Annotated in this window: 27 protein-coding genes; 20 read left to right on the top strand and 7 right to left on the bottom strand. The window is 63.5% G+C overall.

Going from position 1 to position 24702, the window contains the following annotated elements; translation table 11 throughout:
• Position 1: 1 nt before the first annotated feature.
• Genes ybeY through miaB form a run of 3 tightly spaced genes read right to left on the bottom strand, consistent with a single transcriptional unit; the run spans position 2 to position 2878 of the window.
• Positions 2-466 carry an rRNA maturation RNase YbeY gene (ybeY, locus tag LSO07_RS25570; protein WP_034780171.1) on the bottom strand — a complete coding sequence of 155 codons (465 nt, stop codon included), beginning with the start codon at positions 464-466 and terminating at the stop codon, positions 2-4.
• Positions 450-1514, bottom strand: a complete 1065-nt coding sequence (locus LSO07_RS25565) for a PhoH family protein (RefSeq protein WP_151096980.1) — start codon at positions 1512-1514, stop codon at positions 450-452. Before LSO07_RS25565 ends, ybeY begins: the two co-directional genes overlap by 17 nt.
• Positions 1511-2878: a tRNA (N6-isopentenyl adenosine(37)-C2)-methylthiotransferase MiaB gene (miaB, locus tag LSO07_RS25560; protein ID WP_151096978.1), complete on the bottom strand. Its 1368-nt coding sequence runs from the start codon at positions 2876-2878 to the stop codon at positions 1511-1513. The genes LSO07_RS25565 and miaB overlap by 4 nt, the downstream gene beginning before the upstream one ends.
• Positions 2879-3528: 650 nt before the next feature.
• On the opposite strand from miaB, the gene LSO07_RS25555 reads away from it, so the two are divergent.
• Positions 3529-3855 carry a hypothetical protein gene (locus LSO07_RS25555; RefSeq protein ID WP_034746769.1) on the top strand — a complete coding sequence of 109 codons (327 nt, stop codon included), beginning with the start codon at positions 3529-3531 and terminating at the stop codon, positions 3853-3855.
• A 162-nt stretch (positions 3856-4017) separates the two neighbouring features.
• On the opposite strand, the gene LSO07_RS25550 is transcribed toward LSO07_RS25555, so the two are convergent.
• The gene (locus LSO07_RS25550; protein ID WP_151096976.1) at positions 4018-4863 is read right to left on the bottom strand and encodes an HDOD domain-containing protein; all 846 of its coding nucleotides are present in this window, start codon (positions 4861-4863) and stop codon (positions 4018-4020) included.
• Positions 4860-5198 carry a hypothetical protein gene (locus LSO07_RS25545; RefSeq protein ID WP_070257435.1) on the bottom strand — a complete coding sequence of 113 codons (339 nt, stop codon included), beginning with the start codon at positions 5196-5198 and terminating at the stop codon, positions 4860-4862. Before LSO07_RS25545 ends, LSO07_RS25550 begins: the two co-directional genes overlap by 4 nt.
• A gap of 205 nt (positions 5199-5403) precedes the next feature.
• Here LSO07_RS25545 and LSO07_RS25540 point away from each other — a divergent pair, with 205 nt between their 5' ends.
• The 4 genes from LSO07_RS25540 to LSO07_RS25525 are packed head-to-tail and all read left to right on the top strand — an operon-like array spanning position 5404 to position 8161.
• The gene (locus tag LSO07_RS25540; RefSeq protein WP_070257436.1) at positions 5404-6981 is read left to right on the top strand and encodes a sensor histidine kinase; all 1578 of its coding nucleotides are present in this window, start codon (positions 5404-5406) and stop codon (positions 6979-6981) included.
• Between the two features lie 15 nt (positions 6982-6996).
• Positions 6997-7584 carry a DUF1697 domain-containing protein gene (locus tag LSO07_RS25535; RefSeq protein WP_151096974.1) on the top strand — a complete coding sequence of 196 codons (588 nt, stop codon included), beginning with the start codon at positions 6997-6999 and terminating at the stop codon, positions 7582-7584.
• Positions 7584-7985, top strand: coding sequence for a DUF3224 domain-containing protein (locus LSO07_RS25530; RefSeq protein WP_151096972.1), 402 nt, complete (start codon positions 7584-7586; stop codon positions 7983-7985). The genes LSO07_RS25535 and LSO07_RS25530 overlap by 1 nt, the downstream gene beginning before the upstream one ends.
• Entirely contained in the window at positions 7982-8161 is a 180-nt protein-coding gene (locus LSO07_RS25525; protein WP_034746783.1) for a hypothetical protein, read from the top strand. Before LSO07_RS25530 ends, LSO07_RS25525 begins: the two co-directional genes overlap by 4 nt.
• A 70-nt stretch (positions 8162-8231) precedes the next feature.
• On the opposite strand, the gene LSO07_RS25520 is transcribed toward LSO07_RS25525, so the two are convergent.
• Positions 8232-8636: a PEP-CTERM sorting domain-containing protein gene (locus LSO07_RS25520; RefSeq protein ID WP_034780112.1), complete on the bottom strand. Its 405-nt coding sequence runs from the start codon at positions 8634-8636 to the stop codon at positions 8232-8234.
• 333 nt (positions 8637-8969) lie between these two features.
• Here LSO07_RS25520 and LSO07_RS25515 point away from each other — a divergent pair, with 333 nt between their 5' ends.
• The 4 genes from LSO07_RS25515 to LSO07_RS25500 are packed head-to-tail and all read left to right on the top strand — an operon-like array spanning position 8970 to position 11097.
• Positions 8970-9323 (top strand): ArsR/SmtB family transcription factor, encoded by a 354-nt coding sequence (locus LSO07_RS25515; RefSeq protein ID WP_034780109.1) that lies wholly within the window; start codon positions 8970-8972, stop codon positions 9321-9323.
• A gap of 8 nt (positions 9324-9331) precedes the next feature.
• Positions 9332-9757: a YeeE/YedE family protein gene (locus LSO07_RS25510; protein WP_034780106.1), complete on the top strand. Its 426-nt coding sequence runs from the start codon at positions 9332-9334 to the stop codon at positions 9755-9757.
• Between the two features lie 8 nt (positions 9758-9765).
• Positions 9766-10197 (top strand): YeeE/YedE family protein, encoded by a 432-nt coding sequence (locus LSO07_RS25505; protein WP_151096970.1) that lies wholly within the window; start codon positions 9766-9768, stop codon positions 10195-10197.
• Between the two features lie 42 nt (positions 10198-10239).
• Positions 10240-11097, top strand: a complete 858-nt coding sequence (locus LSO07_RS25500; RefSeq protein ID WP_151096968.1) for a ChaN family lipoprotein — start codon at positions 10240-10242, stop codon at positions 11095-11097.
• 14 nt (positions 11098-11111) lie between these two features.
• Here LSO07_RS25500 and LSO07_RS25495 read toward each other — a convergent pair whose 3' ends face one another.
• Positions 11112-11939 (bottom strand): IclR family transcriptional regulator domain-containing protein, encoded by an 828-nt coding sequence (locus tag LSO07_RS25495; RefSeq protein ID WP_151096966.1) that lies wholly within the window; start codon positions 11937-11939, stop codon positions 11112-11114.
• Between the two features lie 166 nt (positions 11940-12105).
• Here LSO07_RS25495 and LSO07_RS25490 point away from each other — a divergent pair, with 166 nt between their 5' ends.
• From LSO07_RS25490 to LSO07_RS25440, 11 genes are all read left to right on the top strand, one after another.
• Positions 12106-12804 carry a 3-oxoacid CoA-transferase subunit A gene (locus LSO07_RS25490; RefSeq protein WP_151096964.1) on the top strand — a complete coding sequence of 233 codons (699 nt, stop codon included), beginning with the start codon at positions 12106-12108 and terminating at the stop codon, positions 12802-12804.
• Positions 12805-12814: 10 nt separating this feature from the next.
• Positions 12815-13456, top strand: a complete 642-nt coding sequence (locus LSO07_RS25485; protein ID WP_151096962.1) for a 3-oxoacid CoA-transferase subunit B — start codon at positions 12815-12817, stop codon at positions 13454-13456.
• A 55-nt stretch (positions 13457-13511) separates the two neighbouring features.
• Positions 13512-14714: a 3-oxoadipyl-CoA thiolase gene (gene pcaF / locus LSO07_RS25480; RefSeq protein ID WP_151096960.1), complete on the top strand. Its 1203-nt coding sequence runs from the start codon at positions 13512-13514 to the stop codon at positions 14712-14714.
• 153 nt (positions 14715-14867) lie between these two features.
• Entirely contained in the window at positions 14868-16163 is a 1296-nt protein-coding gene (locus LSO07_RS25475) for an MFS family transporter (protein ID WP_034780684.1), read from the top strand.
• 71 nt (positions 16164-16234) lie between these two features.
• Complete coding sequence (locus LSO07_RS25470) at positions 16235-16930, top strand: fumarylacetoacetate hydrolase family protein (RefSeq protein WP_151096958.1); 696 nt, start codon at positions 16235-16237, stop codon at positions 16928-16930.
• Between the two features lie 18 nt (positions 16931-16948).
• On the top strand, positions 16949-17272 hold the full coding sequence (locus LSO07_RS25465; protein WP_151096956.1) for a thioredoxin family protein: 324 nt from the start codon (positions 16949-16951) through the stop codon (positions 17270-17272).
• 544 nt (positions 17273-17816) lie between these two features.
• Positions 17817-19103, top strand: coding sequence for an MFS transporter (locus tag LSO07_RS25460; RefSeq protein ID WP_151096954.1), 1287 nt, complete (start codon positions 17817-17819; stop codon positions 19101-19103).
• Between the two features lie 249 nt (positions 19104-19352).
• Complete coding sequence (locus tag LSO07_RS25455; RefSeq protein ID WP_151096952.1) at positions 19353-20372, top strand: ABC transporter substrate-binding protein; 1020 nt, start codon at positions 19353-19355, stop codon at positions 20370-20372.
• Between the two features lie 203 nt (positions 20373-20575).
• The gene (locus LSO07_RS25450) at positions 20576-22750 is read left to right on the top strand and encodes an ABC transporter permease (RefSeq protein ID WP_225317420.1); all 2175 of its coding nucleotides are present in this window, start codon (positions 20576-20578) and stop codon (positions 22748-22750) included.
• Positions 22747-23832 (top strand): ABC transporter ATP-binding protein, encoded by a 1086-nt coding sequence (locus LSO07_RS25445; protein WP_151096949.1) that lies wholly within the window; start codon positions 22747-22749, stop codon positions 23830-23832. The genes LSO07_RS25450 and LSO07_RS25445 overlap by 4 nt, the downstream gene beginning before the upstream one ends.
• The gene (locus LSO07_RS25440) at positions 23829-24659 is read left to right on the top strand and encodes an inositol monophosphatase family protein (RefSeq protein WP_208672434.1); all 831 of its coding nucleotides are present in this window, start codon (positions 23829-23831) and stop codon (positions 24657-24659) included. The genes LSO07_RS25445 and LSO07_RS25440 overlap by 4 nt, the downstream gene beginning before the upstream one ends.
• Positions 24660-24702: the final 43 nt, after the last annotated feature.

Below are 24702 nucleotides of genomic sequence, written 5' to 3'. Positions count from 1 at the left end.
CTTACTCCTTGTACGGGTCGGTAATGCCGAGTTTCGCGAGGATGTCCGTTTCCAGACCTTCCATCTCGGTGGCTTCCTCGTCATCCATGTGGTCGTAACCCTGCGCATGCAGCACGCCGTGCACGATCAAATGGGCCGTGTGCTCTTCCACGCTCTTCTTCTGCTCCGCCGCTTCCTTCTCCAGCACGTCCGTGCACAGGATGATGTCGGCGCGCGTCGGCTCGTCGTCATTCAACTCTTCGCCTTCGTTGTAGGCGAACGTCAGCACGTTGGTGGCGTAATCCTTTTCGCGGTAGTCGCGGTTCAGGGTACGGCCTTCTTCCGCATCGACGAAGCGGATCGTGAATTCGGCAGGGGCGAACAGGGCCGCCTTGACCCAGCGGCGCACTTTCGGGCGCGTGATCAGGGTTTCCAGGCGGGCATCCGGGTATTGCACGGACAGGGACAGTTTATTTTTTTCGGACATTTTTGGCGGCAGCTGGTTTCAACAAGGGGAGTAACTGGGCGGCGTCGGCGCCGGCCGCCTGCGCCGTTTCATAGGCGTCGACGATGCGCGCGACGAGCGGGTGGCGCACCACGTCGGTGCTGTTAAATTGCGTGAAGCCGATGCCGCGCACGTCTTTCAGCACGTGTACGGCGTCGATCAGGCCGCTCGTCTGGCTCTTGTGCAGGTCGACTTGCGTGACGTCGCCCGTCACCACGGCCTTGCTGCCGAAGCCGATGCGCGTCAAAAACATCTTCATCTGTTCGACGGTGGTGTTTTGCGCCTCGTCGAGGATGACAAACGCGTGGTTCAGGGTGCGCCCGCGCATGTAGGCCAGCGGGGCGATCTCGATCACCTGTTTTTCAAACAGTTTTTGCGTGCGGTCAAAGCCCAGCAAATCGTACAGCGCATCGTACAGGGGACGCAGATACGGGTCGACCTTTTGCGCCAGGTCGCCGGGCAGGAAACCCAGGCGCTCGCCCGCTTCGACGGCGGGGCGCGTGAGGATGATGCGCTTGACGGCGTCCCTTTCGAGCGCATCGACGGCGCAGGCGACGGCCAGGTAGGTTTTGCCCGTGCCGGCCGGGCCCACGCCGAAGCTGATGTCGTGTTCGAGGATGTCGCGCAGGTAGGCGATCTGGTGCGGCGTACGGCCGCGCAGGTCGGCGCGCCGCGTTTTCAGCACGGGGCTGGCGATGTCCGGCTCGACGAAGGTGCTGACGGGCGCGTTGGCGTGGTGTTCCGAGGCGGCGGACAGTCCCGCGCGCTGTTCCACCAGGGCCAGCTGCACTTCTTCCAGCGGCACGACCTTGTTGGCGATGGCGTAGAACTGCTCGAGGATTTCCACGGCGCGTTCGGCATTGCTGCCGCCGACGATGAATTTCTCGCCGCGGCGGAAGATCGTCACGTCGAGGGCGGCGGAAATCTGGCGCAGGTTTTCATCGAGGGGGCCGCACAGGTGCGCCAGGCGCGTGTTGTCCAGCGGCTCGGGGATGAAGTAATGCGGCTGTATCGGGGCTTTGGTTTTCAACTGGCTCTTTTCAATGCGGGTGCGCTGGCGACGAGTTCGCCGCGCAGGGTGTAGGAATGGCTTTCGGTGATGCGCACGTCGACCAGCTGGCCGATCAATTGCAGACCGTCGGGGCCGGCGTCGAAATTGACCACGCGGTTGTTTTCCGTGCGGCCTTGCAGTTCGCTATCGTCTGTATCCTTTTTGGAGCGGCCTTCGACGAGGATGGTTTGCACGCTGCCCACCATGGCCAGGCTGTATTTGCGCGTGTTGGCGTCGATGGCCGCCTGCAGCTGCTGAAGCCGGGCCAGCTTGACTTCGTGCGGCGTATCGTCTTCCAGGCTGGCGGCCGGCGTGCCGGGGCGCTTGCTGAAGATGAAGCTGTAACTGTTGTCGAAGCCCACGTCGGCGATCAGCTTCATCATGGCGTCGAAGTCGGCCTGCGTCTCGCCGGGAAATCCCACGATGAAATCGGACGAAATGGCCATGTTCGGGCGCACGGCGCGGATGCGGCGGATGATGGACTTGTATTCGAGGCCCGTGTAGCCGCGCTTCATGGCGCCGAGGACTTTGTCGGAACCGTGCTGCGCCGGCAGATACAAATGGTCGACCAGCTGCGGGATCTTCGCATAGGCGTCGATCAGGCGCTGCGTGAATTCTTTCGGGTGGCTGGTGACGAAGCGCATGCGTTCGATGCCGGGGATGTCGGCCACGTATTCGAGCAGCAGGGCGAAGTCGGCGATCTCTCCGCCTTCCATCGCACCGCGGTAGGCGTTCACGTTCTGGCCCAGCAGGGTGATTTCCTTGACGCCCTGGGCGGCCAGGCCCGCCACTTCCGTCAGCACGTCCTCGAAGCGGCGCGACACTTCCTCGCCGCGCGTGTAGGGCACGACGCAATAGCTGCAATATTTGCTGCAGCCTTCCATGATGGAGACGAACGCCGAAGCGCCCTCGACCTTGGCCGGCGGCATGTGGTCGAATTTTTCGATTTCCGGGAAACTGATGTCCACTTGCGAGGCGCCGCTGGCGCGGCGCAACTCGATCATCTGCGGCAGGCGGTGCAGGGTTTGCGGGCCGAAGACCATGTCGACATACGGCGCGCGCTTGACGATGGCGTCGCCTTCCTGCGACGCCACGCAGCCGCCCACGCCGATCAAGAGGTGCGGCTTGGCCAGCTTCAGGTCGCGCAGACGGCCCAGGTCGGAAAACACTTTTTCCTGCGCCTTTTCGCGCACGGAGCAGGTATTGAGCAGGATCACATCGGCATCTTCCGGCGTGTCCGTGCGCACCAGGCCATCGGAGGCGCCCAGCACGTCGGCCATCTTGTCCGAGTCGTACTCGTTCATCTGGCAGCCGAAGGTTTTAATGAATACTTTTTTCTGCATGGAGTTGGGCGCTTATCGGTAAATGTGGCGGCAAACAAGATGGCTGGGCGGGATGCTGCAGCGCAGGGGGCCGCTCAGAGCGGGCGCGGTGGATGACCGGCCTGGCGCCTCTGGCTGCCCGGCGGCAGGCTCGCTGCAAGTTCAGGCCATAGTTTAGCGTAAAACGCCGGGGCGGGCCATGTTGTGCTTACCTTGCCGACAAGGTTGCCGCCTGCATATGCCGCCATGTGTCGTGGTGCTCAAAAGCATTTATTGCCGTGCGACACCATTGATTTGTAACAAGTTGCTGCAAAGCCTTGTGTGCGCCCGCTGGCATCCTAATGTGTTGAAATAGCATCGTTGCCAAGCCAACCAGCAGCTTGATTGATATTTAACAATCAGGAAGTTTGCGCGAGGCGCAGATGCTGCGTGTTTGGGCTAGTATATTGCCTTATATGCAATTCATTTTTGGCGAGTCATACGTGCTTTGAGTGTCTTTATTCACGCGGCAAGTTGCGTACGTTGGCTGGGCGTGGCAGTGCGAGTCCTGTACAGGCAGTGCGATAAGGAGGGAGGGCTGAATCCGATGGAAGACGTTTATTTGAACACTCTAAGCCAGCCTTAAGTTCGTATCGGCATTATTTTCTACATTCACCAGACGAGGAAAAATCATGGCACATCATGCATTAGCATCGCAAGAGAGTTACAACCCGAACCACCTGCTGGACATTCTGCTGAGCAAGATGCAGCTGAAAAACGATGCAGCCCTGTCGCGTCTGCTTGAAGTGGCGCCACCGGTCATCAGCAAGATCCGCCACCACCGCTTGCCGGTCGGCGCCTCGCTGCTGATCCGCATGCACGAAGTGACGGGCATGAGCATTCGTGACCTGCGTGACTTGATGGGCGACCGCCGCACCAAGTATCGTCTGTCCGACGCCCAGGGCCGTCCAAAAGCGGAAGACCGCGGCGATGCGCAAGAATCGAATTACGCGCACTGATGTGGTGGTTGTACGCTGACTGTGCCGCTTGCGTAGCTGCTGGCGGCAACAGGCTGGCGTGGACCGGGCAGCATGGACGTACCGCAGTACCTATAACGGCTTTCGCCTCGCAGCGAGAGCCGTTTGCGTTTGCGGCTGTGCCTGCCGAGTTCGCTTAAGCAATCAGCTTAGCAAGGCCGAGGTGATTTCATCGTAGCGCAGCTCCGTTTCGCGGAACAGCTGCAGATACGTGTCTTCGCCCAGTCCCAGCGCATCCCAGGCCACCGGCGAGACGCGCGGCACCATGTCGTCGCCCGCCTGCGCCAGGTCGAGCGCGCACACGATGGCATTGGCCACGTGGATCAGCGATGCGAGGAAGCCTGCCCCCGGCGTTTCCGGCTGCAGGTAGTTGGCCAGCGCCAGGCGCATGGTATCGGAAAAATTCCAGTGTTCGGCCAGCGCCACGCCGGCCTGCACGTGGTCCACGCCCAGCACGGTTTGCTCCGCTTCGAGCAGGCTGCAATCGTGCGCCGCCTGGTGCGCGATGACTTGCGCGTAGTGCGCGGGAAAGCTGCTGACCAGCACCAGGCGGCCGATGTTGTGCAGCAAGCCGGCCGTGAAGGCGTAATCCTGGTTGAAGCGGATCTGCCGCGCCAGCACCTTGGCGCAGGCGGCTGTCGCCACCGAATGGCGCCAGAAGGCCTTGTCGTCGAAGCCGGGGCAGCGACCTTCCGGGAAGCAGCCCGTGATGGCGGCCGACATGATCAGGCTGCGCGTGGTCTGGAAGCCCAGGTACGTGATCGCCTGCTGGATGGTGGTGGCCTTCACTTGCAAGCCGTATTGCGACGAGTTGGCCAGGCGCAGGGTTTTCGCCGTCAGTGCCTGGTCGTACGACACTTTTTTGGCCAGTACGGAAATATCGACGTCTTCCTGGTCGATGCTGTTGAGCAGTTCCATGACGACGGCGGGCAGCGAGGGCAAATCGTCGAGGTGGGCGACGATATCGTCGAGGGTCAGCTGGGTGCTCATGCGGCCTCTCCCGTGCCCAGGCGGTATGCCGTGACATAGCTGCGCAGCAAGGTGGTGGCCGCGTCCAGGGGATCCTCCGGGTCATGCTTGCGGAACAGGTAGGCCAGCCGTTCGCTGTCGGCCGCCTGTTGTGCGGCGATTTCTTCGGGCGACGGTGGCGGCGCCTGGATCGGCAGCATGTCGATGTTGTGGCGCGGCATCAGAGCCAGCATGTTTTCAGTCAATACCGCGCCTTGCGGCAACAGCACTTGTCCATGCGCATCGAGCAAGACATCCGACAAGACCATGCCAGGACGAACTTGTTCCAGGGGTAGATGTTGATGCATGACCGCCATGACGACTCCTTAGATGATTGCGGGATATTACCATTGCCATGACGCAATGTCTCAACCTGTATCAAGGCCCGGTGGAAAACGGTATTGCTGTAAATCTTGCCAATAAGCATGTCATACCGTACATTTGATTCAGGCTGTTATCCGCTGACGTATCTGCGCCCGCGCCGCGGGCCGGCGACCGGCCTGGCCCGGGGAGTGTTGATTGATGGTGAGTATCCAAGTCCGGCTGACCCTGCTTTTTGTCGTGATCGTCACCCTGGTGCTGGGCATTTCGGGTACCTATACCCAATATACCTTGAGCAAGGAACTCGAATCGGGCAGCGCGCGCCTGCGCAGCGGCGTGCTCACGCGCTTGCAGACGAGTTTGCCTTCCGCCCTGTGGGATCTCGATAAATCCAAGGTCGACAGCATCGTGGCGGCCGAAATGCTGCCGCCGGAACTGGTCGGCATCCGCGTCTACGACGCCTCCGTCGGCCTGTTCGCGGGCGAAGTGCGCGATGCGGCGGGCACCCTGGTGCCGCTGACGGCCGACGTGGCCATGGGCGGCACGCCCGTCGAGGCGCCGCTGGTATTCCGCGACGCCGTGGCCGCAGCCACGGGCGGCAAGCCCGTGATCGTCGGCAAGGTCATCGTCAATTTCAGCCGCGCCCAGATCGATGCGGCCCTGCGCGGCGAAGTGCGGCGCAAGGTGCTGGAAGTGTTGCTGCTTGACATCATTCTGGTGGGCGCCCTCGCGCTGAGCCTGCGCATCGTCTTCGGGCCCCTGAAACAGTTGCGCGACGGCTTGTTCGACCTGGCCACGCGCGGCAGTGACGATGTCGAAGAGCTGCCGGAAAACCGGCGCGACGAGCTGGGCGACGTGATCCGCGGCTTCAATGCCGTGCAGCGCAAGCTCAAGTCCATCATCGAGGGCAGCCGCGAGGCGGAAGACATGGCGCGCCGCTCGCAGCAGGCAACGGCGCAGGCCATGGACGAGCTGCGCCGCGCGCAGGAATCGTTGCTGCAGTCGGAACGCCTGGCCTCGCTGGGCAGCCTGGTGGCCGGAGTGGCGCATGAAATCAACACCCCGGTCGGCATCGCGCTGACCAGCGCCTCGGTGCTGAAGGAGGCCACCGATGCCATCAGCACGGCGGTGGCCGGCGGCAGCGTGAAGAAGACCGATATCGTGCGCTACCTGGAAACGGCCGGCGAAAGCGCGCGGCTGATCATGAACAATGCCTATCGCGCCGCGCACCTGATCCACAGTTTCAAGCAGATCGCCGTCGACCAGGTCAGCGAGGCGCGCCGCTTGTTCGAATTGCGCGACTATATCGGTGAAGTGATTTCGAGCCTGCAGCCGACCCTGAAAAAGACGCGCATCCGCATCGATATCGATTGCCCGCCCGGCATCATGCTCGACAGCTATCCGGGCGCGCTGGCGCAGGTGCTGACCAACCTGGTCTTGAACTGCGTCGAGCACGCCTTTGATGCGGATACGGACGGCCATATCCATATCGGCGTGCTTGGCGATAACGACTGGATCGCCATGCAGGTGCGCGACGATGGCCGCGGCATCGCACCCGACATGCTCGACCGCGTGTTCGACCCGTTTGTCACCACGCGGCGCGGGCAGGGCGGCACGGGCCTGGGCTTGAATATCGTATTCAACTTGATTGCCAAGCAATTTGGCGGCACCATCACGGTCAGCAGCACGCTGGGGCAGGGCGCGACGTTCCTGCTGCGCCTGCCCAAGGTGACGCCATTGCCGGAAGGCGCCGCCAGCGGTCCTGCCGGCCAGGCATAGGCAAGGAGACAATATATGGCACAGATGGAAAACAGTCAGCAGGTGGCGCTGTTGCGCGGGATCAATGTGGGCCGCGCCAAGCGCGTGGCCATGGCCGACTTGCGCAAGCTGCTGGGCGACCTGGGGTTTGCACAGGTGAGTACCGTGCTCAACAGCGGCAACGTCGTGTATGACGGGGGCAAGGTTGCGCCGGCCGACGCCGCTGCCCGCATCGAGGAAGCGCTGGTGCTGAAACTGGGCGTGGCGGCCAGGGTGACGGTGCTGTCGGCCAGCCAGTTTGCCGAACTGATCGAACAAAACCCCCTGGCGCCGGCGGCCGATGCGGCCCGGCTGCTGGTGCTGGTGCTGAACAATCCGGCCGACGTCCAGCGTCTGGCGCCGCTCTTGCAGCAGCCGTGGCAGCCGGAAGCGCTGGCGCTGGGGCGATGGGCCGCGTATGCCTGGTGTCCCGATGGCGTGCTGGCCAGCAAGGTGGTGGCGGCCCTGGGCGTGCTGCTGGGCGATGGCGTCACTTCGCGCAACTGGGCCACCATGCAAAAATTACATGCGCTGCTGAACGGGCCGGAAGCGGCAGCCACATCCTCACTCACCAAGGAGTACTGATGCCTTTCATTACGGGAACCTTCGACGTCAGCCTCACCCCGGAAACCTTGTCGGACACGGCCGCGCAATCGGGGCTGGGGCGCATGTCGCTCGACAAGCGCTACCACGGTGCCCTCGACGCCAGCGCGCAGGGCGAGATGCTCAGCGCGCGCGCCAGCGTGGCCGGTTCGGCAGGCTATGTGGCGCTGGAGCGGGTGGAAGGCAGCCTGGACGGGCGCCATGGCAGTTTTTATTTGCAGCACAGCGGCACCATGACGCGCGGCGCGCCCGCCTTGTCGGTGACGGTGGTGCCCGATACGGGGACGCAGCAGTTGCAAGGGCTCACCGGCAGCCTGGCCATCCGCATTGAGGACGGCAAGCATTATTATGACTTTACGTATGACATTGTTGAGACGCAATGAACTGGGATATCGTCAAGGGGGTCTTGATCGTGCTCGTGGCCATCAGCGTGGTGGTGACGGCCTTCGTGCTCATTTCCGCCTCGGGCCCGGACAAGGCGGGCTGCATCGCGCGGGCCCTGAAGTCGGGCATTCCGGTGGGGAATATCGAACGGGTCTGCCGCCTGCTGGACAAATGATGACGCCATAAAAAAACATTCCGCGCCAGGCGGAATGTTTTTCAGCAGCGCCTTGCCAGTGCTGGCGCCGTCAGTTATCGAATTTTTCCTGTTTTTCGCCGTGCAGGCTCAAGGCCACCAGGCCCAATCCCACCAGCAGCATCGAGTACATGCTCGCTTCAGGCACGGGGGCCGGCACGTGGGTTTGCTGTGCGGGCGCGGCCGTCAAGGGCCTGGGCGGCGCCAGGGCCACATGGTGCGCGCCACTGGTGCTCCAGTGCGGTGCCGCGGCCGCGCTGCTGGCAAGCAGGCGTGCATACGGCAAGTCCGGCGTTTCCCAGCCGGGATTATTATTCAAGCTGATGCTTTCATCGATCGCCACGCGTTCACCGGTTTCCTGCTGCTTGCCGGCCGCCGTGTCGCTGACTGCCGCCACGCTCCATGTGCTGGCCGACAGCGCCAGCAAGGCCACGCATAACGGCTGATAGATACTCATCGTGCTCTCCCTGTTGTTCACCGCGCGGCGCAGCCGAAACCGGCTTGCGCATGGACGGATAATTCGCCTGTACGGGGGCGTATCATGATTTTTCTGCTGTTCTCCCATTACAGCACAGATCGTGACAATTTTGATACGTTTATTTCCTCTTTATTACGAATATTTGTCATTTTGATAGTGTAAACATGATCGTTGCCGCACACTTTGCATGAGCACGCTATCGCCAAAAAACACTGTTGTTTTTTTGTGCGAATCGCCAGCAGGAAAACAGTATATTGATTAGTATATTGTTTATCGCATGATGATCAATATGACCGCCTGTGGGAGGGCAAGATGGAGACAGTCGCAACACCGCAACACGCATACAACCTCGACGCCATGCGTGGCTCGGCCTACAAGGCCAGCTCGCTGCTCAAGGCCATGGGCAATGCCGACCGATTGATGCTGCTATGCCAGCTATCGCAGGGCGAGCATTGCGTCAGCGACCTCGAACAAAAAGTGGGCATCGGCCAGCCGACCCTGTCGCAGCAGCTGGGCGTGCTGCGCGAAGAGATGCTGGTGGCCACGCGGCGCGATGGCAAGCAGATTTATTACCGCGTCGCCAGCCCGCCCGTGCTGGCCGTGCTGCAAGTGCTGTACGCGCAATTTTGCGCGCCGCGCCCCGCCTTCAACGACGAAGCGGACTGAACGCTGCCATGAGCATAGCCTGGCAGCACTTCACGCCGTGGGCCTCGCTGGCCGGCGGCATGCTGATCGGCCTGGCGGCTGCCCTGCTGATTTTGTTCAATGGGCGCATCGCCGGCATCAGCGGCATCCTCGGCGGCTTGCTGCGGCCGCGCAGTGGCGACCTGGGCTGGCGCATCGCCTTTCTTGCCGGCCTGATCGGCACGCCCCTGCTGTACCAATTGTGGCAAGCCTTGCCGCCCGTGCAGATCGACGCGGGCACGCCGGCCCTGATCGTCGCGGGCCTGCTGGTGGGCGTGGGCGTGCGCTATGGCGCCGGCTGCACCAGCGGCCACGGCGTGTGCGGCCTGTCGCGCCTGTCCCCGCGTTCGCTGGCGGCCACCATCGCCTTCATGGCGGCCGGATTCCTCACCGTCTATCTGTTGCGCCATCTGTGAGCAAGCTTATGAGCAAGCTGATCCTTTCCCTGTTGAGCGGCCTCCTCTTTGGCCTGGGCCTGATCGTCTCCGGCATGGGCAATCCGGCCAAGGTGCTCGCTTTCCTCGACCTGGCCGGGGCCTGGGATCCGTCGCTGGCGCTGGTGATGGGCGGCGCCATCGGCGTGGCCCTGCCGGCCTTCTGGCTGGCGCACCGGCGCAGCACGGCGCTGCTGGGCGAGCCCATGCAGTTGCCGGCATCGCGGCGCAGCGACCGGCGCTTGCTGCTGGGCAGCCTGGCCTTTGGCGCGGGCTGGGGCATCGCCGGTTTTTGTCCCGGTCCCGCCCTCGTATCCCTGCTGGCGGGCCAGCCGAAAGCGTGGCTGTTTGTGGGCGCCATGCTGGCCGGCATGGTCCTGTTTGAAGTGCTGGAGCGCCGCAAGCTGCCCGCGCCGGTCTGAGACGGTACAATCTGGCGCATCGCCACTTTGGATACTGCTTACATGAAGACCGTGATTTTCCGCGCCGGCGCGCGCGCCGCCCTGCTGTCCAGCGTGCTGGCGCTGGCCGCCTGCGGCAGCTTGCTGAAGAAGGAAGCGCCGCCCGCTCCCGTGCCCGTGGCCGACACCTTGCCCAATCCGCAAGTCTTGCTGCTGGGCGAAGTCCATGACAATGCGCAAGGCCAGCGCCTGCGCGTCGAAGAATTGCGCCGCCGCCTGGCAGCCGGCTGGCGCCCCGTGATTGTGATGGAGCAGTTCGACCGCGAAAACCAGGACTTGCTGACGCGCGCCGCGCGCGATTGCGCCGATCCCGACTGCATCATCCGCGTGATGGAACAGCCGCGCTGGGACTGGAGCTTGTACCGGCCCGTGCTGGACCTCGTCATCAGCTACCAGCTGAGCCTGGTCGCCGGCAACCTGTCGCCGGCCGATGCGTCGCGTATCGTGCGCGACGGCATCCAGTGGTCCATGCCGCCCGCCATGGTGGCCACTTACCTGGCCGCACCCGTGCCGGCCGATATCCTGGACGGGCAACAGAAGGAAGTCCAGGCGGCCCGCTGCAATATGCTGCCCGACATGATGATCAACGGTGTCGTCAACGCCCAGATGGCGCGCGATATCTGGATGGCCAAGCTGATCCGCGACCAGGCGCCGCGCGACGTGGTGCTGATCGCCGGCAATGCCCATGTGCGCAAGGATATCGGCGTGCCCCGCTGGCTGAAGCTGGCGGACCCGCAGCTGAACGTGCGCAGCATCGGCTACCTGGAGCAGGGCGGCAGCGGCTACAAGGGCACATTTGACCTGACGCAAACGATGCCGGCGCAGCCGCGCGCGGACCCGTGCTTGAAGTTTAAAAAATAAGGTTTAAGAAATAATCACTGCTGCACCCGCACCAGGGCGCTGACCCGGCTGGCCGTCTCGAGCAGTTTCGGCAAGCTGTGTTCCAGCAGGTGCGCCACGGACGGCCCCGCCGTCTGGCCGCTGACGTTGATGGCCGCCACCACCTTGCCGGCCCGGTCGAACACGGGCGCGGCCAGGGCGATCAAGCCCTGTTCCAGCTCTTCCTGCACCAGGCACCAGCCCTGGCGCCGCACTTGCGCAATCTCGTCCATCAAGAGATCGATATCGACCTTGGTGGCCGGCGTGATTTTCAGCAGTGCCATCTTCAACAGCCGTGCGCGCAGCACGTCTGGCGCCAGGCCCGACAGTAAAACCCGTCCCATCGAGGTGCAGTAGGCGGGCAGGCGGCTGCCGATGCCCAGGTTGATCGACATGGTGCGGTGCGCGGACAGGCGCACCACATACACGATGTCATCGCCGTCGAGCACGGTGGCCGAGCACGACTGGCGCAAGGTCTGCATCAATTCTTCCAGCAGCGGCTGCGCCTGCGTCCACACGGGCAAGGACGACAGATAGGCGTAACCGAGGTCCAGCACCTTGGGCGTCAAACGGAACAGCCGTCCATCCGCTTCCACATAACCGAGATGCAGCAAGGTGTGCAGGATGCGCCGCGCGCCCGCGCGCGTCAGCTGCGCCCGCTCCGCCACTTCGCTCAGGGTCTGTTGCGGCGCGTCCGCGCCAAAGCTGCGCAACACGGCCAGCCCCCGCGCGAACGATTGCACATAGCTGTCGCCGGGACGCGGTGCGCCGTCGGCGTCAAGGGTGTCTGCGGCGGAAAGGGGCGTGCTGCGGAGGTCGGTCATGGCAATTCCAATTGATCAAGGTGGCAATTATAGCCATGGCGCTGGCGAAAACGGCAAATTGACAAGCGCCCCGATCAGGCATATTCTCACGAATAAGTTCTAAATACGAATATTTGTTCTTTATGCGAACAAATAACAGATGGCTTTGATTTGGAGGAGGCAGGCAATGATCGACAAACTGCGTTCCAGCGTGATTGATGCGCTGGCCGATATCCACGATGGCGCCACCGTCATGATTGGCGGTTTTGGCGGCGCCGGCCAGCCGGCCGAGCTGATCGACGGCTTGATCGCCCAGGGGGCGCGCGACCTCGTCATCGTCAACAATAATGCGGGCAATGGCGATACGGGCCTGGCTGCCCTGCTGAAAAACGGGCAGGTGCGCAAAATCATCTGCTCATTTCCCCGCCAGGCCGATTCCCACGTCTTCGATGCCCTGTACCGTGCGGGCAAGCTGGAGCTGGAGCTGGTACCGCAGGGCAACCTGGCCGAGCGCATCCGCGCCGCCGGCGCCGGCATCGGCGGCTTTTTCACGCCCACGGGCTATGGCACGGACTTGGCCAAAGGCAAGGAAACGCGCGAGATCGATGGCCGCATGTATGTGTTCGAGTCACCGATCCACGCCGATTTCGCGCTGATCAAGGCGGAGCAGGGCGACCGCTGGGGCAACCTGACCTACCGCAAGACGGCGCGCAACTTCGGCCCGATCATGGCCATGGCCGCGAAAGTCAGCATTGCTTCCGTACATGAAGTTGCCGAGTTGGGCAGCATCGATCCCGAGCACGTCATCACGCCGGGCCTGTTCGTGCAGCACATCGTGCAAGTGCCGCGCACGGCCACCGGCCCCGCCGGCTTCAAAGCTGCCTGAGGAGTATCAAGTGAATAAATGGAATCGAGATCAAATGGCGGCCCGCGTGGCGGCCGACATCCATGAAGGCGCCGTCGTCAACCTGGGCATCGGCTTGCCGACCCTGGTGGCGAACCACTTGCCGGCTGGCGCAGACATCATCCTGCACAGCGAAAACGGCGTGATCGGCATGGGACCTGCGCCCGCACCCGGCGAGGAAGACTACGACCTGATCAACGCGGGCAAGCAGCCCGTCACCCTGCTGGCGGGCGGCAGCTATTTTCACCATGCCGACAGCTTTGCCATGATGCGCGGCGGCCACCTGGACATCTGCGTGCTCGGGGCGTTTCAAGTGTCCGCCACGGGCGACCTGGCCAACTGGCACACGGGCGCGCCGGACGCCATTCCCGCCGTGGGCGGGGCCATGGACCTGGCCATCGGCGCGAAAAAAACCTGGGTCATGATGGAATTGCTGACCAAGGGAGGCGAAAGCAAGCTGGTGCAGGCCTGTACCTATCCGCTGACGGGCATCGCCTGCGTCAGCCGCATCTACAGCGACCTGGCCGTGCTCGACCTGTCGCCCGCCGGCGCCACGGTCGTCGAACTGGTCGACGGCTTGAGTTTTGAGCAGCTGCAAGCCTTGACGGCCGTGCCGCTGACGGACGGACGTTAGTTCGCCATCAATACGTCACCATCAATACGCAAACTACTTTCTTGGAGGAAAGAACATGACCCACGCATATATCTGCGACGCCCAGCGCACGCCGTTTGGCCGCTATGGCGGCGGACTCGCCGGCGTGCGCGCCGACGACCTGGGCGCCGTGCCCATCCGTGCCTTGATGGCACGCAATCCGCACGTGGATTGGACGGCTGTCACCGACGTGCTGTATGGCTGCGCCAACCAGGCGGGCGAGGACAACCGCAACGTGGCGCGCATGGCGGCCTTGCTGGCGGGCTTGCCCGACAGCGTGCCGGGCGCCACCCTGAACCGCCTGTGCGGCTCGGGCCTGGACGCCATCGGCAGTGCCGCCCGCTTCATCAAGAGCGGCGAGGCGGGCTTGCTGATCGCCGGCGGCGTGGAAAGCATGAGCCGCGCACCGTTTGTCATGGGCAAGGCCGACAGTGCCTTTGCACGCGGCATGAAAATGGAAGATACGACCATCGGCTGGCGCTTCATCAATCCCTTGATGAAGGCGCAGTACGGCGTCGATTCGATGCCGGAAACGGCGGAAAACGTGGCCGTCGACTTCGGCATCAGCCGCGCGGACCAGGATGCGTTTGCTCTGGCCAGCCAGGTGAAAGCCCTGGCGGCGCAGCAGGCGGGCGTGTTCGACAGTGAAATCTGCCCCGTCAGCATCGCGCAAAAGAAAGGTGATCCTGTCGTTGTCAGCCGTGACGAGCATCCGCGCGCCACTACGCTCGACACCCTGGCCAAATTGAAACCCGTTGTGCGCGCGGACGGCACGATCACGGCCGGCAACGCGTCCGGCGTGAACGATGGCGCGGCGGCCCTGCTGCTGGCCGATGAAGCGAACGCGGCCCGCTTTGGCCTGACGCCGCGCGCCCGCGTCGTGGCCATGGCGACGGCTGGCGTGGCGCCGCGCATCATGGGCATCGGGCCCGCGCCCGCCACCCTGAAAGTGCTGGCCATGACGGGCTTGACCCTGGCCGACTTCGACGTCATCGAACTGAACGAAGCGTTCGCCGCCCAGGGCCTGGCCGTGCTGCGCCAGCTGGGCTTGCCTGACGACGACCCGCGCGTGAACCCGAATGGCGGCGCCATCGCCCTGGGCCACCCGCTGGGCGCGTCGGGCGCGCGCCTGGCGATGACGGCCGTCAACCAGCTGCATCGCACGGGCGGCCGCTATGCACTCTGCACCATGTGCATCGGCGTGGGCCAGGGCATCGCGTTGGTGCTGGAACGGGTCTGATTCCACGCGCCCGCAGGCGAAAAAAAGTTGCCGGCGATACGTATTAACGCGTATGCCGGGCGGCTTTTTGACCCCGATCAAGGGCGTATGATGCAAAACCAGCCCGGGCAACCCGGCTGGCGTTGGCTTTTTCACACGAACAAGAAGACTGATATGACATCCCACGATACTCCGCATGACGTTGCGCAGCTGACATCCCAGCAGCGCATCAAGGCCATCATTGGCGCTTCCTCCGGTAACCTGGTCGAATGGTTCGACTTCTACATTTACTCGTTCTGCGCGCTGTACTTCTCGCACGCCTTCTTCCCGTCCGGTAACCCGACGACGCAGCTGCTGCAGACGGCCGGCATCTTTGCCGCCGGCTTTCTCATGCGCCCGGTGGGCGGCTGGCTGTTCGGCCGCATCGCCGACAAATACGGCCGCCGCCAGTCGATGATGATTTCCGTGCTGATGATGTGCGGCGGCTCGCTGATGATCGCCGTGCTGCCCACGTATGAAACCATCGGCGCCTTCGCCCCGTTCCTGCTGCTGGTGGCGCGTCTGTTCCAGGGCTTGTCCGTGGGCGGCGAATACGGCACCAGCGCCACCTACATGAGCGAAGTGTCGGAATCGGGCAAGCGCGGCTTCTTTGCCTCGTTCCAGTACGTGACCCTGATCGGCGGCCAATTGCTGGCCTTGCTGGTACTGGTGGTCTTGCAGCAATTGCTGACCCTGGAAGAATTGCGTGCCTGGGGCTGGCGCATCCCGTTCGTGTTTGGCGCCCTGGCGGCCCTGGTATCGCTGAACCTGCGTAAATCCCTGACGGAAACAACCACCGCCAGCGAGCGCAAGGACAAGGACGCGGGCAGCCTGCGCGGCTTGCTCAAGCACAAGCGCGCCTTCATCACGGTACTCGGCTTTACGGCCGGCGGCTCGCTCGTGTTCTACACGTTTACCACCTACATGCAGAAATACCTGGTCAACACGGCCGGCATGGACACCAAGACGGCCAGCGCCGTGATGACCTGCGCCTTGCTGGTCTACATGGTGCTGCAGCCGGTGTTCGGCGCCCTGTCCGACCGCATCGGCCGCCGCACCTCGATGCTGTTCTTCGGCGGCCTGGCCACCCTGTGCGTGCTGCCGATCATGCATGCCTTGAAGGACATCACCAGCCCGTACGCGGCGTTTGGCCTGATCATCATCGCCCTGGCCATCATCAGTTTCTATACGTCGATCAGCGGCTTGATCAAGGCGGAAATGTTCCCCGTCGAAGTGCGCGCGCTGGGCGTGGGCCTGTCGTACGCGGTTGCCAACGCCATGTTCGGCGGTTCGGCCGAATACGTGGCGCTGCAGTTCAAGGCCTGGCACGTGGAAGAGTATTTCTATTGGTACGTGACTGTCATGTGCCTGATTTCCTTCATCGTTGCCATCCGCATGCCGGACCCGAGCCGCTCGGGACTGTTGAAGTAAGCTTGCCGTAAAATGGGGGACACTGCGGTGTCCCTTTTTCATCACCGTTATCGTGCCGATCAGGAGTTTTTATGCCGTATGTCATTCCCGCACCGATCCAGCCCAGCGTTCCCGTCACGGGCAGCGCCGACAGCTTTCCCGTCCACCGCATCTATTGCGTGGGTCGCAACTATGTCGACCACGCCAAGGAAATGGGCCACACAGGCCGCGAGGCGCCGTTTTTCTTCATGAAACCAAACGACGCCGTGCTGCCCGTGCCTGCCGGCACGACGGGCGAGCTGCCGTATCCGGCGCAGACGCAGGATTTCCAGCATGAGATGGAACTGGTGGTGGCCATCGGCAAGGGCGGCAGCGACATCGGCGTGGCCGATGCGCTGGGCCACGTGTGGGGCTATGCGATCGGCCTGGACATGACGCGCCGCGACGTGCAGGGCGCAGCGAAAAAACTGGGCCGTCCATGGGATACGGGCAAGGCCTTCGAGCACTCGGCGCCCATCGGCCCCATCACCCCGGCCGCGAAGGCGGGCGACGTCAAGCATGCCGCCATCACCCTGCACGTGAACGGCGAGCTGCGCCAGGGCAGCACGATCGACATGCTGATCTGGAACGTGGCTGAAACCATTGCCGACCTGTCGACCTACTTTACCTTGCAGCCGGGCGACCTGATCTACACGGGAACGCCGGCTGGCGTGGCGGCCGTGCAGCGCGGCGACGAGCTGGTGGGCGCCATCGATGGCCTGGAGACCTTGCGCCTCAAAGTGGTCTAAATTGTCTGGGAGACTGGCATGATGCACGATACGTATTCTGCAGCGCAACCGGCGCGTGCCGAGATCGACGCTTTGACGGGGCCGGCCCTGCTTGAATTCGGCACGGGCTGGTGCGGCCACTGCCGCGCCACCCAGGCGCCGCTGGCCGCCGCGTTTGCGCAGCACTCCGCGGTGCCGCATCTGCGCGTGGAAGACGGCCCCGGCCGCGCGCTGGGGCGTTCGTTCCGTGTAAAACTGTGGCCGACCTTGATTTTCCTCAAGGATGGCCGGGAAGTGGCGCGCCTCGTGCGCCCGCTCGACAGCCGCGAAATTGAGCAGACTTTTGCATTGATTGATGCGTAGGTCGGCTTAGCGCAGCGTAAGCCGACACCACCGCACATGCTCCATCACAACTTCTTGCCGCACTGCACCACTGCGCGTATCATAAGCCGCTTACAGCAAGATCAACCGCATCCTTCGTGATGCAGGCGCGATCATCGCCGGCCCGCTCCACCCGGAGGGGCCGCAGGCAAGGATTCACCACAAATGACCGATGCCGCGATGCCGACGCGCGGGTCTGGTACGGAATGCCTGGCGATACGCCGGGCCTGATACACGTCGCCCATCCCCTGACGCCTTTCCTGCCGTGCCCCGGGTAACCGGATGGCGCACGACCGTTGTTTCTCTAAATCAGCACTGATCACGGCCCGTTAGCGCGCGTTGCCGGCAGTTCGCTGCGGCAACTAAAACCGTTGTTTTTTGTTTGCAAATTTAATAGCAAATGCGCGGCAAATGCCTGCGCGCAAGGCTATGATATGCGAACGACACGGAGACAACGTGCTGTGCTGCTGCCTGAAAAAACATCCAGAGAATGGCCTTTAGACACCCTCCCCAAGGAGCGCAGTAAATGAGCACCCCCCCCAAGAAAAATTCCCCCGGCACGGTGCTGTTCGCCAGCCTGATCGGCACCACCATCGAGTTCTTTGACTTTTATATCTACGCCACCGCCGCCGTGCTGGTGTTCCCGAAACTGTTCTTCCCCGCCGGCGACCCGTCGGCCGCCGTGCTGCAGTCGCTGGCCACGTTTGCCATCGCCTTCTTCGCGCGCCCCATCGGTTCGGCCGTGTTCGGCCACTTCGGCGACCGCATCGGCCGCAAGGCTACTCTTGTGGCAGCCTTGCTGACCATGGGTATTTCCACCGTCATCATCGGCTTGCTGCCGACCTATGCCGCCATCGGCACCCTGGCGCCGCTGCTGCTGGCGCTGTGCCGTTTCGGCCAGGGCCTGGGCCTGGGCGGCGAGTGGGGCGGCGCGGTGCTGCTGGCCACGGAAAACGCGCCACCGGGCAAGCGCGCCTGGTACGGCATGTTCCCGCAGCTGGGTGCGCCGATCGGCTTCTTCCTGTCTGGCGGCATCTTCCTGCTGCTGAGCGAAACCATGACTGATGAACAGTTCTTCAGCTACGGCTGGCGCATCCCGTTCCTGGCCAGCGCGCTGCTGGTCATCGTCGGCCTGTATGTGCGTCTGAAGATCACGGAAACGCCGGACTTCCAGAAAGTCATCGACAAGAAAGAGGTCGTCAAACTGCCGGTCGCCACCGTGTTCCGCCAGCATGGCCGCATGTTGTTCCTGGGCACCATCATCGCCCTGGCCACTTTCGTGCTGTTCTACCTGATGACGGTGTTCGCGCTGAGCTGGGGTACGACCAAGCTGGGCTTCACGCGCAAGGAATTCCTCATCGTGCAGCTGTTTGCCGTGCTGTTCTTTGCGCTGACGATACCCTTCTCGGCCGTGCTGGCCGACCGACGCGGCCGCCGTGCGACCATGATCTGGGTCTCCGTCGCCATCGCCATCTTCGGCCTGGTGCTCGCGCCCATGTTCGGTTCCGGCGTGACCTGGGAAGTGACCGTCTTCATGGCCGTCGGCCTGGGCCTGATGGGCATGACCTACGGACCGCTGGGCACGATGCTGTCCGAGCTGTTCCCGCCTGAAGTGCGCTACACGGGCGCTTCGCTGACGTTCAACCTGGCCGGCATCCTGGGTGCCTCGCTGGCGCCGTACATCGCCACCTGGCTGGCCACCAACTACGGCTTGCAATACGTGGGCTACTACCTGTCGCTGGCGGCCGTGCTGACACTGGGCGCGCTGCTGATGGTGGGCAAGCCACGCGCGGGCAAGGAAGCCTGGCAGTAACACGCCTCTGATCCCGGAGCCCCCGAAAGCCGCCAGCTGTACGTACAGCTGGCGGTTTTTTTTGTCGGTAAAACACCACGCCGCACGCCTGCCGAGATTCTTGTTGACAGTCAAAATCGGCTGGTGGTAAGGTGTGCACACGTGTGCAATGCAGTGCAAGTCTTGAAAAAGCACATCCCGGGACAGTGACACCGCAAGATAGCGGTGCGGTCTGAAGTACCACAACGACAACAAACTTGGAGTGAGACGATGAAGATGCGCAATGTTGCGATCGCTATAAGCCTGGCCCTGCCGATGACGGCCATGGCCGCCGACGAACGCCTGTCCGTGCTGTGCTCGGCCGACATGGAATGGTGCCAGCTGATGAAGAACCGCTTCGAGGCGGAAAGCAAGATCAAAGTGTCGATGATCAGGAAGAGCGCCGGCGAGGCGTATGCGAAGATCCGCGCCGAAGCGTCGAACCCGAAATCGGACATCTGGTGGGGCGGCACGGGCGACCCGCACCTGCAGGCCGCCGCCGAAGGCTATACGGAAGAATACAAGTCACCTACCCTGCCCAAGCTGCAGCCGTGGGCGCTCAAGCAGGCAGAGACGGCCAAATACCGCACCGTCGGCATCTACATCGGCATCCTGGGCCTGGCCTACAACGAAAACGTGCTGAAGAAGAAAAACCTGCCGCCGCCGCAATGCTGGAAAGACCTCGTCAAGCCCGCCTACAAGGGCGAGATCGAGATGGCCAACCCGAACTCCTCGGGTGCCGCCTACAACGCGCTGGCCACCGTGGTGCAGCTGTTCGGTGAAGAGGAAGCCTTCGATTTCCTGGCGAAAATGGGCCAGAATGTCAGCAAGTATCCGAACGCGGGCGTGGCGCCCGGCGAGGACGTGGGCCGCGGCGAAGCGGGCGTGGCCATCGGCTTCATGCATGACCTGATGAAACTCACCGTGGCAGGCTTTCCCGTGAAAGTCTTGCCGCCTTGCGAAGGCACGGGTTACGAGATCGGCTCGATGAGCATCGTCAAGGGCGCGAAAAACATGGAGCAGGCAAAGAAATTCTATGAATTCGCCCTGCGTCCCGACGTGCAGAGCGAGGCCGTCAAGGCGCTGGCCTTCCAGATCCCGTCCAACGTGGCCGCCACCATTCCCGCCGCCTCGCCGCGCCTGGAAAACATCAAGACTATCAACTACGATTTCGCCAAGTATGGCGCGTCGGACACGCGCAAGCGCTTATTACAACGCTGGACGACGCAGATTTATTCTGCCGGCAATTAACGCGCGCCAAAACTTACTGCGCGTCGCGATTTGCAGCCTGCGATGCTCACTGTGCTAGCGCACAGCTGCGCGTCTCGGCTACAACTCACTGCCGCTCGCTACAGTTTTGGCAGGCGTTAAACCTATATAAATTGTTCAAAACGTCTGGAAATCAAGGCGCACCGCGCAACAGAATTTCAGACGTCCATAGTTGGATGAAACTCATGAAAAAAATATTTTACGGCTGGCTGCTGGCCGCCCTGGCAGCGTTGTGCCTGTTGCCCTGGCAGCAGCAGGAAGCGGGACTGTTCGCCGGTGAATGGCTGCGCGACGGCCAGTTCTTCGCGGAGCGTGGCGCACCGGCCGTGCTGCACCTGCTGTCGTTCGGCGCCTGGCCGCTGGGCGTGTTCTTCGCTCTGCTCGCCGCCAGCGCCGCGCTGGTGGCCGCCAATCCCCACCGCAAGACCCTGGGCCTGGGCCAGATCGCCATCGGCGGCACCGGCATGCTGTGGCTGGCATGGCTGGGCTGGGGCCCGCTGGCCGCCGGCACCGGCCTGGGTTTCGGCGCGCTGCTGCTGGCGCTGTGCCTGCTGTTCCTCCTCACGTCCGGCGCGGCCGCCTGCGGCGTGTGCCGCGGCGACGCCTTCGTCGCCGGCGCCATCGGCCTCATCATTTGCCTGATTTCCCTGTTCGTGCTGTTCCCCGTCGCGCTGATCCTCGTCAGCGCCGGCCAGCCGATGGACGATGGCGGCACGGGCGCCGCCGCCCTGGCGCGCCGCCTGGCGGATCCGGGCATCTGGAGCCTCAATTGCGTGTCCGGTCCCGGCCGCTGCGGCGTGGCCTGGAACACCCTGGCGCTGGCCTTGCTGACGGGCGTGTCGGCCACCTTCCTCGGTCTCGTGTTCGCCCTGCTGGTGACGCGCACCAATGGCCGCTGGGTGCGTCCGATGCGCGCCATCACGATACTCCCCATCGTCACGCCGCCGTTCGTGCTGGGCCTGGCGCTGATCCTGCTGTTCGGCCGCAACGGCGCCATCACGGGCCTGGTCGGCGACCTGTTTGGCATCGAACAAAGCCGCTGGCTGTACGGCATGACGGGCGTGTGGCTGTCGCAGATGCTGGCCTTTGCGCCGATCGCCTTCATGACATTGATAGGCGTGGTGGAAGGCGTCAGCCCTTCGCTGGAAGAGGCGTCGGGCACCCTGGGCGCGAGCAGCTGGCAAACCTTCGTCAAGGTGTCGCTGCCCTTGATGCGTCCCGGCATCGCCAACGCCTTCCTGTTGTGCTTTATCGAAAGCATGGCCGACTTCGGCAACCCGATGGTCTTGGGCGGCAACTTCCACGTGCTGTCGACGGAAATCTTCTTTTCCGTGGTGGGCGCCTCGAACGACCAGGGCCGCGCCGCGACGTTGGCCATCGTGCTGCTGACCTTTGCCGTGGGCGCCTTCTTCATCCAGAACCTGTGGCTGGGCAAGAAATCGTATGTGACGGTGACGGGCAAGGCCGACCATGGCGGCCACGCCTCGCTCAACCCGCGCCTGAAGACCACCCTGTGGACCATCGCCCTGCCATGGTTCGCCTTCACGGCCCTGGTGTACGGTACGGTAGTGGCGGGCGGCTTCGTGAATAACTGGGGCCAGGACAATGCCTTCACCTTGCGCCACTACATCGACGCCTTCGGCATCACGGCGGGCGCTTCCGGCTGGCACTGGACGGGCCAGGCCTGGCCATCGCTGTTCACCACCCTGACGATCTCGGCCATCGCCGCGCCCTTGACGGCCTTTGTCGGCATCCTCTCGGCCTGGCTGCTGGTGCGCCAGCAATTCGCCCTGAAGAGCGCGTTCGAGTTCGGCACCATGCTCAGCTTTGCCATTCCCGGCACCGTCATCGGCATCAGCTACATCCTCGCGTTCAACTCGGCGCCGATCGAGTTGACGGGCACGGCGACGATTTTGATCCTGTGCTTTGTCTTCCGCAACATGCCGATGGGACTGCGCACGGGCATCGCCGCCATGCGCCAGCTCGACGGCAGCCTAGACGAGGCCTCGATCACCCTGGGCGCCAGCAGCTGGACCACCATGCGCAAGGTCATCCTGCCGCTGCTGCGTCCGGCCATCGCCTCGGCCCTCGTGTATGGCTTCGTGCGCTCGATCACGTCGATCTCGGCCGTCGTCTTCCTCGTCAGCGCCGACTATGACATGGCCACGTCCTACATCATCGGCCTGGTGTCGAACGGCAACTACGGCACGGCGATCGCCTACGCCACGGTCTTGATCGTCGTCATCCTGCTGTGCATCCAATTGATCCACCTGCTGGTTGGCAAGCGCCGCCTTCGCCGCGTCAGCGCCGAAAAAACGCTGCCGGCCGCCGTTCCCAACCTGGAAAAGAGCTACGCATGAACCACTTTACTACCCATGAAACAGCCATCGCTGCGCTGGAATTCGACGGCGTCACCAAGCGCTACGGCAAGGCCCTGGCCGTGAACGACGTCTCGTTCACCATCGCGCCGCGCACCATGGTCACCCTGCTGGGGCCCAGCGGCTGCGGCAAGACCTCGACCCTGCGCCTGATCGCCGGCCTGGAACGCGTCAGCGCCGGGCGCATCCTGCTGGCCGGCGAGGACGTCACCTTGACCTCCGCCGCCGAGCGCGACGTCAGCATGGTGTTCCAGTCGTATGCGCTGTTTCCGCACATGACGGTGCTCGACAACGTGTGCTACGGCTTGACCGTCTCGGGCGAGACCAAGCCGCGCGCCATCGAACGGGCGCAGGAAAGTCTGCGCCTGGTGGGCCTGGCCGACTTCGCCGCGCGCTTCCCGAACGAACTGTCGGGCGGCCAGCAGCAGCGCGTGGCCGTGGCCCGCTCGCTGGTGCTGCAGCCCAAGGTGCTGCTGCTGGACGAGCCGCTCTCCAACCTCGACACGAAACTGCGCCGCCGCGTGCGCGACGAGATCCGCGACATCCAGGTCAAGCTGGGCTTGACGGCCGTGTACGTCACGCATGACCAGGAAGAGGCGCTGGCCATTTCCGACCAGATCATCGTCATGAACCGGCAAGTGATCGCGCAAAAGGGCACGCCGCACGAGCTGTTCGAGTCGCCCGCCGACAAGTTCGTCGCCGACTTCATCTGCAACGCGAACATCGTCGATGGCGTGATCGAATCGGTGGCCGACGGCAAGGCCGTCTGCGTGATGGGCAAGCTGCGGCTGCGCCTGCCATGCCGCGGCCAGCGCAGCGGCGAAGCCAGTTTCGCCGTGCGCCCGGAAGCCATCCTGCTGTCGCCCGCGCAGCCCGACAGCGCCATGGTGGTGCGCGTGGCGCGCGCCACCTACCTGGGACGCGAAATGCAATACACGCTCGACACGCCCGTCGGCGAACTGTTTGCCGTCTCGCACGACTTGAGCCAGGTTTTCACGCAAGGCACATCGGTCGCCATGACCGTACACGAACATGGCGCAGCCATCATTGGAGGACAAGCATGACAGATATGACACAGGCAGCACTGGCCGATGCGGCCACGCTGGAACGCTATGCCTATGCGCGGCACATCATCCGCCAGGCGGGCGAGATTGCGCTGGGCATGTTCCTGCGCCGCACGGAGCTGGTGATCGAGGAAAAGGGCTTGCAGGACATGGTCAGCATCGCCGACCGCATGGTGGAGGATTTCCTGCGCGCGCAGATCGCCGAGCGCTTCCCGGAAGACGCCGTGGTGGGCGAGGAGCGCGGCGGCGGCGCGTCCGATGCGCGCTGCGTGTGGGTCATCGATCCCATCGACGGCACTGCCTGCTTCGTCAACGGCATGCTGGCCTGGTGCGTGTCGATCGGCGTGCTGGTCGACGGCCAGCCCGCCATCGGCGCCGTGTACGACCCGAATGCGGACGAGCTGTTCCATGCTTGCCTGGGGCAGGGCGCGCACGTGACCGCGAAGGCGGGCGAAACGCGGCTGCGCGTGAACGACGTGGCCAGCTTGCAGGGCGGCGTGCTGGGCGTGGGCTTTTCGCACCGCGTGGGCACCGACACCTTTTTACCGTTCCTGCTCGACGTGCTGGAAGTGGGCGGCATGTTCATCCGCAACGGTTCCGGCGCCTTGATGATCGCCTACGTGGCGGCCGGGCGCCTGATCGGCTATTTCGAGCCGCACATCAATTCCTGGGATTGCCTGGCGGGCATCGTGCTCGTCAACGAGGCGGGCGGGCGCTGCAATGATTTTCTCGCCGATAACGGCCTGGAAAAGGGCAACCCCATCCTCGTGGGCGGTCCCCGTTTGTATCCGCAACTGGAAGCGCTGGCATTGCCGCGCTGCCAATAAATCATCTACTTTGAAAGGGAGGGAAGGCGTCCAGCGGCGGGCG

The organism is Janthinobacterium sp. PLB04 (assembly GCF_021165895.1).
Classification (GTDB): domain Bacteria; phylum Pseudomonadota; class Gammaproteobacteria; order Burkholderiales; family Burkholderiaceae_D; genus Janthinobacterium; species Janthinobacterium lividum.
This window is presented reverse-complemented; position numbering and strand designations above follow the sequence as displayed.

Coding starts and splice junctions, on each gene's coding strand:
- LSO07_RS25540 (WP_070257436.1), top strand. CDS start 5,404: ATGGTGAGTATCCAAGTCCGGCTGACCCTGCTTTTTGTCGTGATCGTC.
- LSO07_RS25550 (WP_151096976.1), bottom strand. CDS start 4,863: ATGAGCACCCAGCTGACCCTCGACGATATCGTCGCCCACCTCGACGAT.
- LSO07_RS25470 (WP_151096958.1), top strand. CDS start 16,235: ATGCCGTATGTCATTCCCGCACCGATCCAGCCCAGCGTTCCCGTCACG.
- LSO07_RS25555 (WP_034746769.1), top strand. CDS start 3,529: ATGGCACATCATGCATTAGCATCGCAAGAGAGTTACAACCCGAACCAC.
- LSO07_RS25510 (WP_034780106.1), top strand. CDS start 9,332: ATGAGCATAGCCTGGCAGCACTTCACGCCGTGGGCCTCGCTGGCCGGC.
- LSO07_RS25530 (WP_151096972.1), top strand. CDS start 7,584: ATGCCTTTCATTACGGGAACCTTCGACGTCAGCCTCACCCCGGAAACC.
- LSO07_RS25520 (WP_034780112.1), bottom strand. CDS start 8,636: ATGAGTATCTATCAGCCGTTATGCGTGGCCTTGCTGGCGCTGTCGGCC.
- LSO07_RS25495 (WP_151096966.1), bottom strand. CDS start 11,939: ATGACCGACCTCCGCAGCACGCCCCTTTCCGCCGCAGACACCCTTGAC.
- LSO07_RS25450 (WP_225317420.1), top strand. CDS start 20,576: ATGAAAAAAATATTTTACGGCTGGCTGCTGGCCGCCCTGGCAGCGTTG.
- LSO07_RS25460 (WP_151096954.1), top strand. CDS start 17,817: ATGAGCACCCCCCCCAAGAAAAATTCCCCCGGCACGGTGCTGTTCGCC.
- LSO07_RS25440 (WP_208672434.1), top strand. CDS start 23,829: ATGACAGATATGACACAGGCAGCACTGGCCGATGCGGCCACGCTGGAA.
- LSO07_RS25455 (WP_151096952.1), top strand. CDS start 19,353: ATGAAGATGCGCAATGTTGCGATCGCTATAAGCCTGGCCCTGCCGATG.
- LSO07_RS25515 (WP_034780109.1), top strand. CDS start 8,970: ATGGAGACAGTCGCAACACCGCAACACGCATACAACCTCGACGCCATG.
- LSO07_RS25490 (WP_151096964.1), top strand. CDS start 12,106: ATGATCGACAAACTGCGTTCCAGCGTGATTGATGCGCTGGCCGATATC.
- LSO07_RS25500 (WP_151096968.1), top strand. CDS start 10,240: ATGAAGACCGTGATTTTCCGCGCCGGCGCGCGCGCCGCCCTGCTGTCC.
- ybeY (WP_034780171.1), bottom strand. CDS start 466: ATGTCCGAAAAAAATAAACTGTCCCTGTCCGTGCAATACCCGGATGCC.
- LSO07_RS25475 (WP_034780684.1), top strand. CDS start 14,868: ATGACATCCCACGATACTCCGCATGACGTTGCGCAGCTGACATCCCAG.
- LSO07_RS25465 (WP_151096956.1), top strand. CDS start 16,949: ATGATGCACGATACGTATTCTGCAGCGCAACCGGCGCGTGCCGAGATC.
- LSO07_RS25505 (WP_151096970.1), top strand. CDS start 9,766: ATGAGCAAGCTGATCCTTTCCCTGTTGAGCGGCCTCCTCTTTGGCCTG.
- LSO07_RS25445 (WP_151096949.1), top strand. CDS start 22,747: ATGAACCACTTTACTACCCATGAAACAGCCATCGCTGCGCTGGAATTC.
- pcaF (WP_151096960.1), top strand. CDS start 13,512: ATGACCCACGCATATATCTGCGACGCCCAGCGCACGCCGTTTGGCCGC.
- LSO07_RS25535 (WP_151096974.1), top strand. CDS start 6,997: ATGGCACAGATGGAAAACAGTCAGCAGGTGGCGCTGTTGCGCGGGATC.
- LSO07_RS25545 (WP_070257435.1), bottom strand. CDS start 5,198: ATGGCGGTCATGCATCAACATCTACCCCTGGAACAAGTTCGTCCTGGC.
- LSO07_RS25525 (WP_034746783.1), top strand. CDS start 7,982: ATGAACTGGGATATCGTCAAGGGGGTCTTGATCGTGCTCGTGGCCATC.
- miaB (WP_151096978.1), bottom strand. CDS start 2,878: ATGCAGAAAAAAGTATTCATTAAAACCTTCGGCTGCCAGATGAACGAG.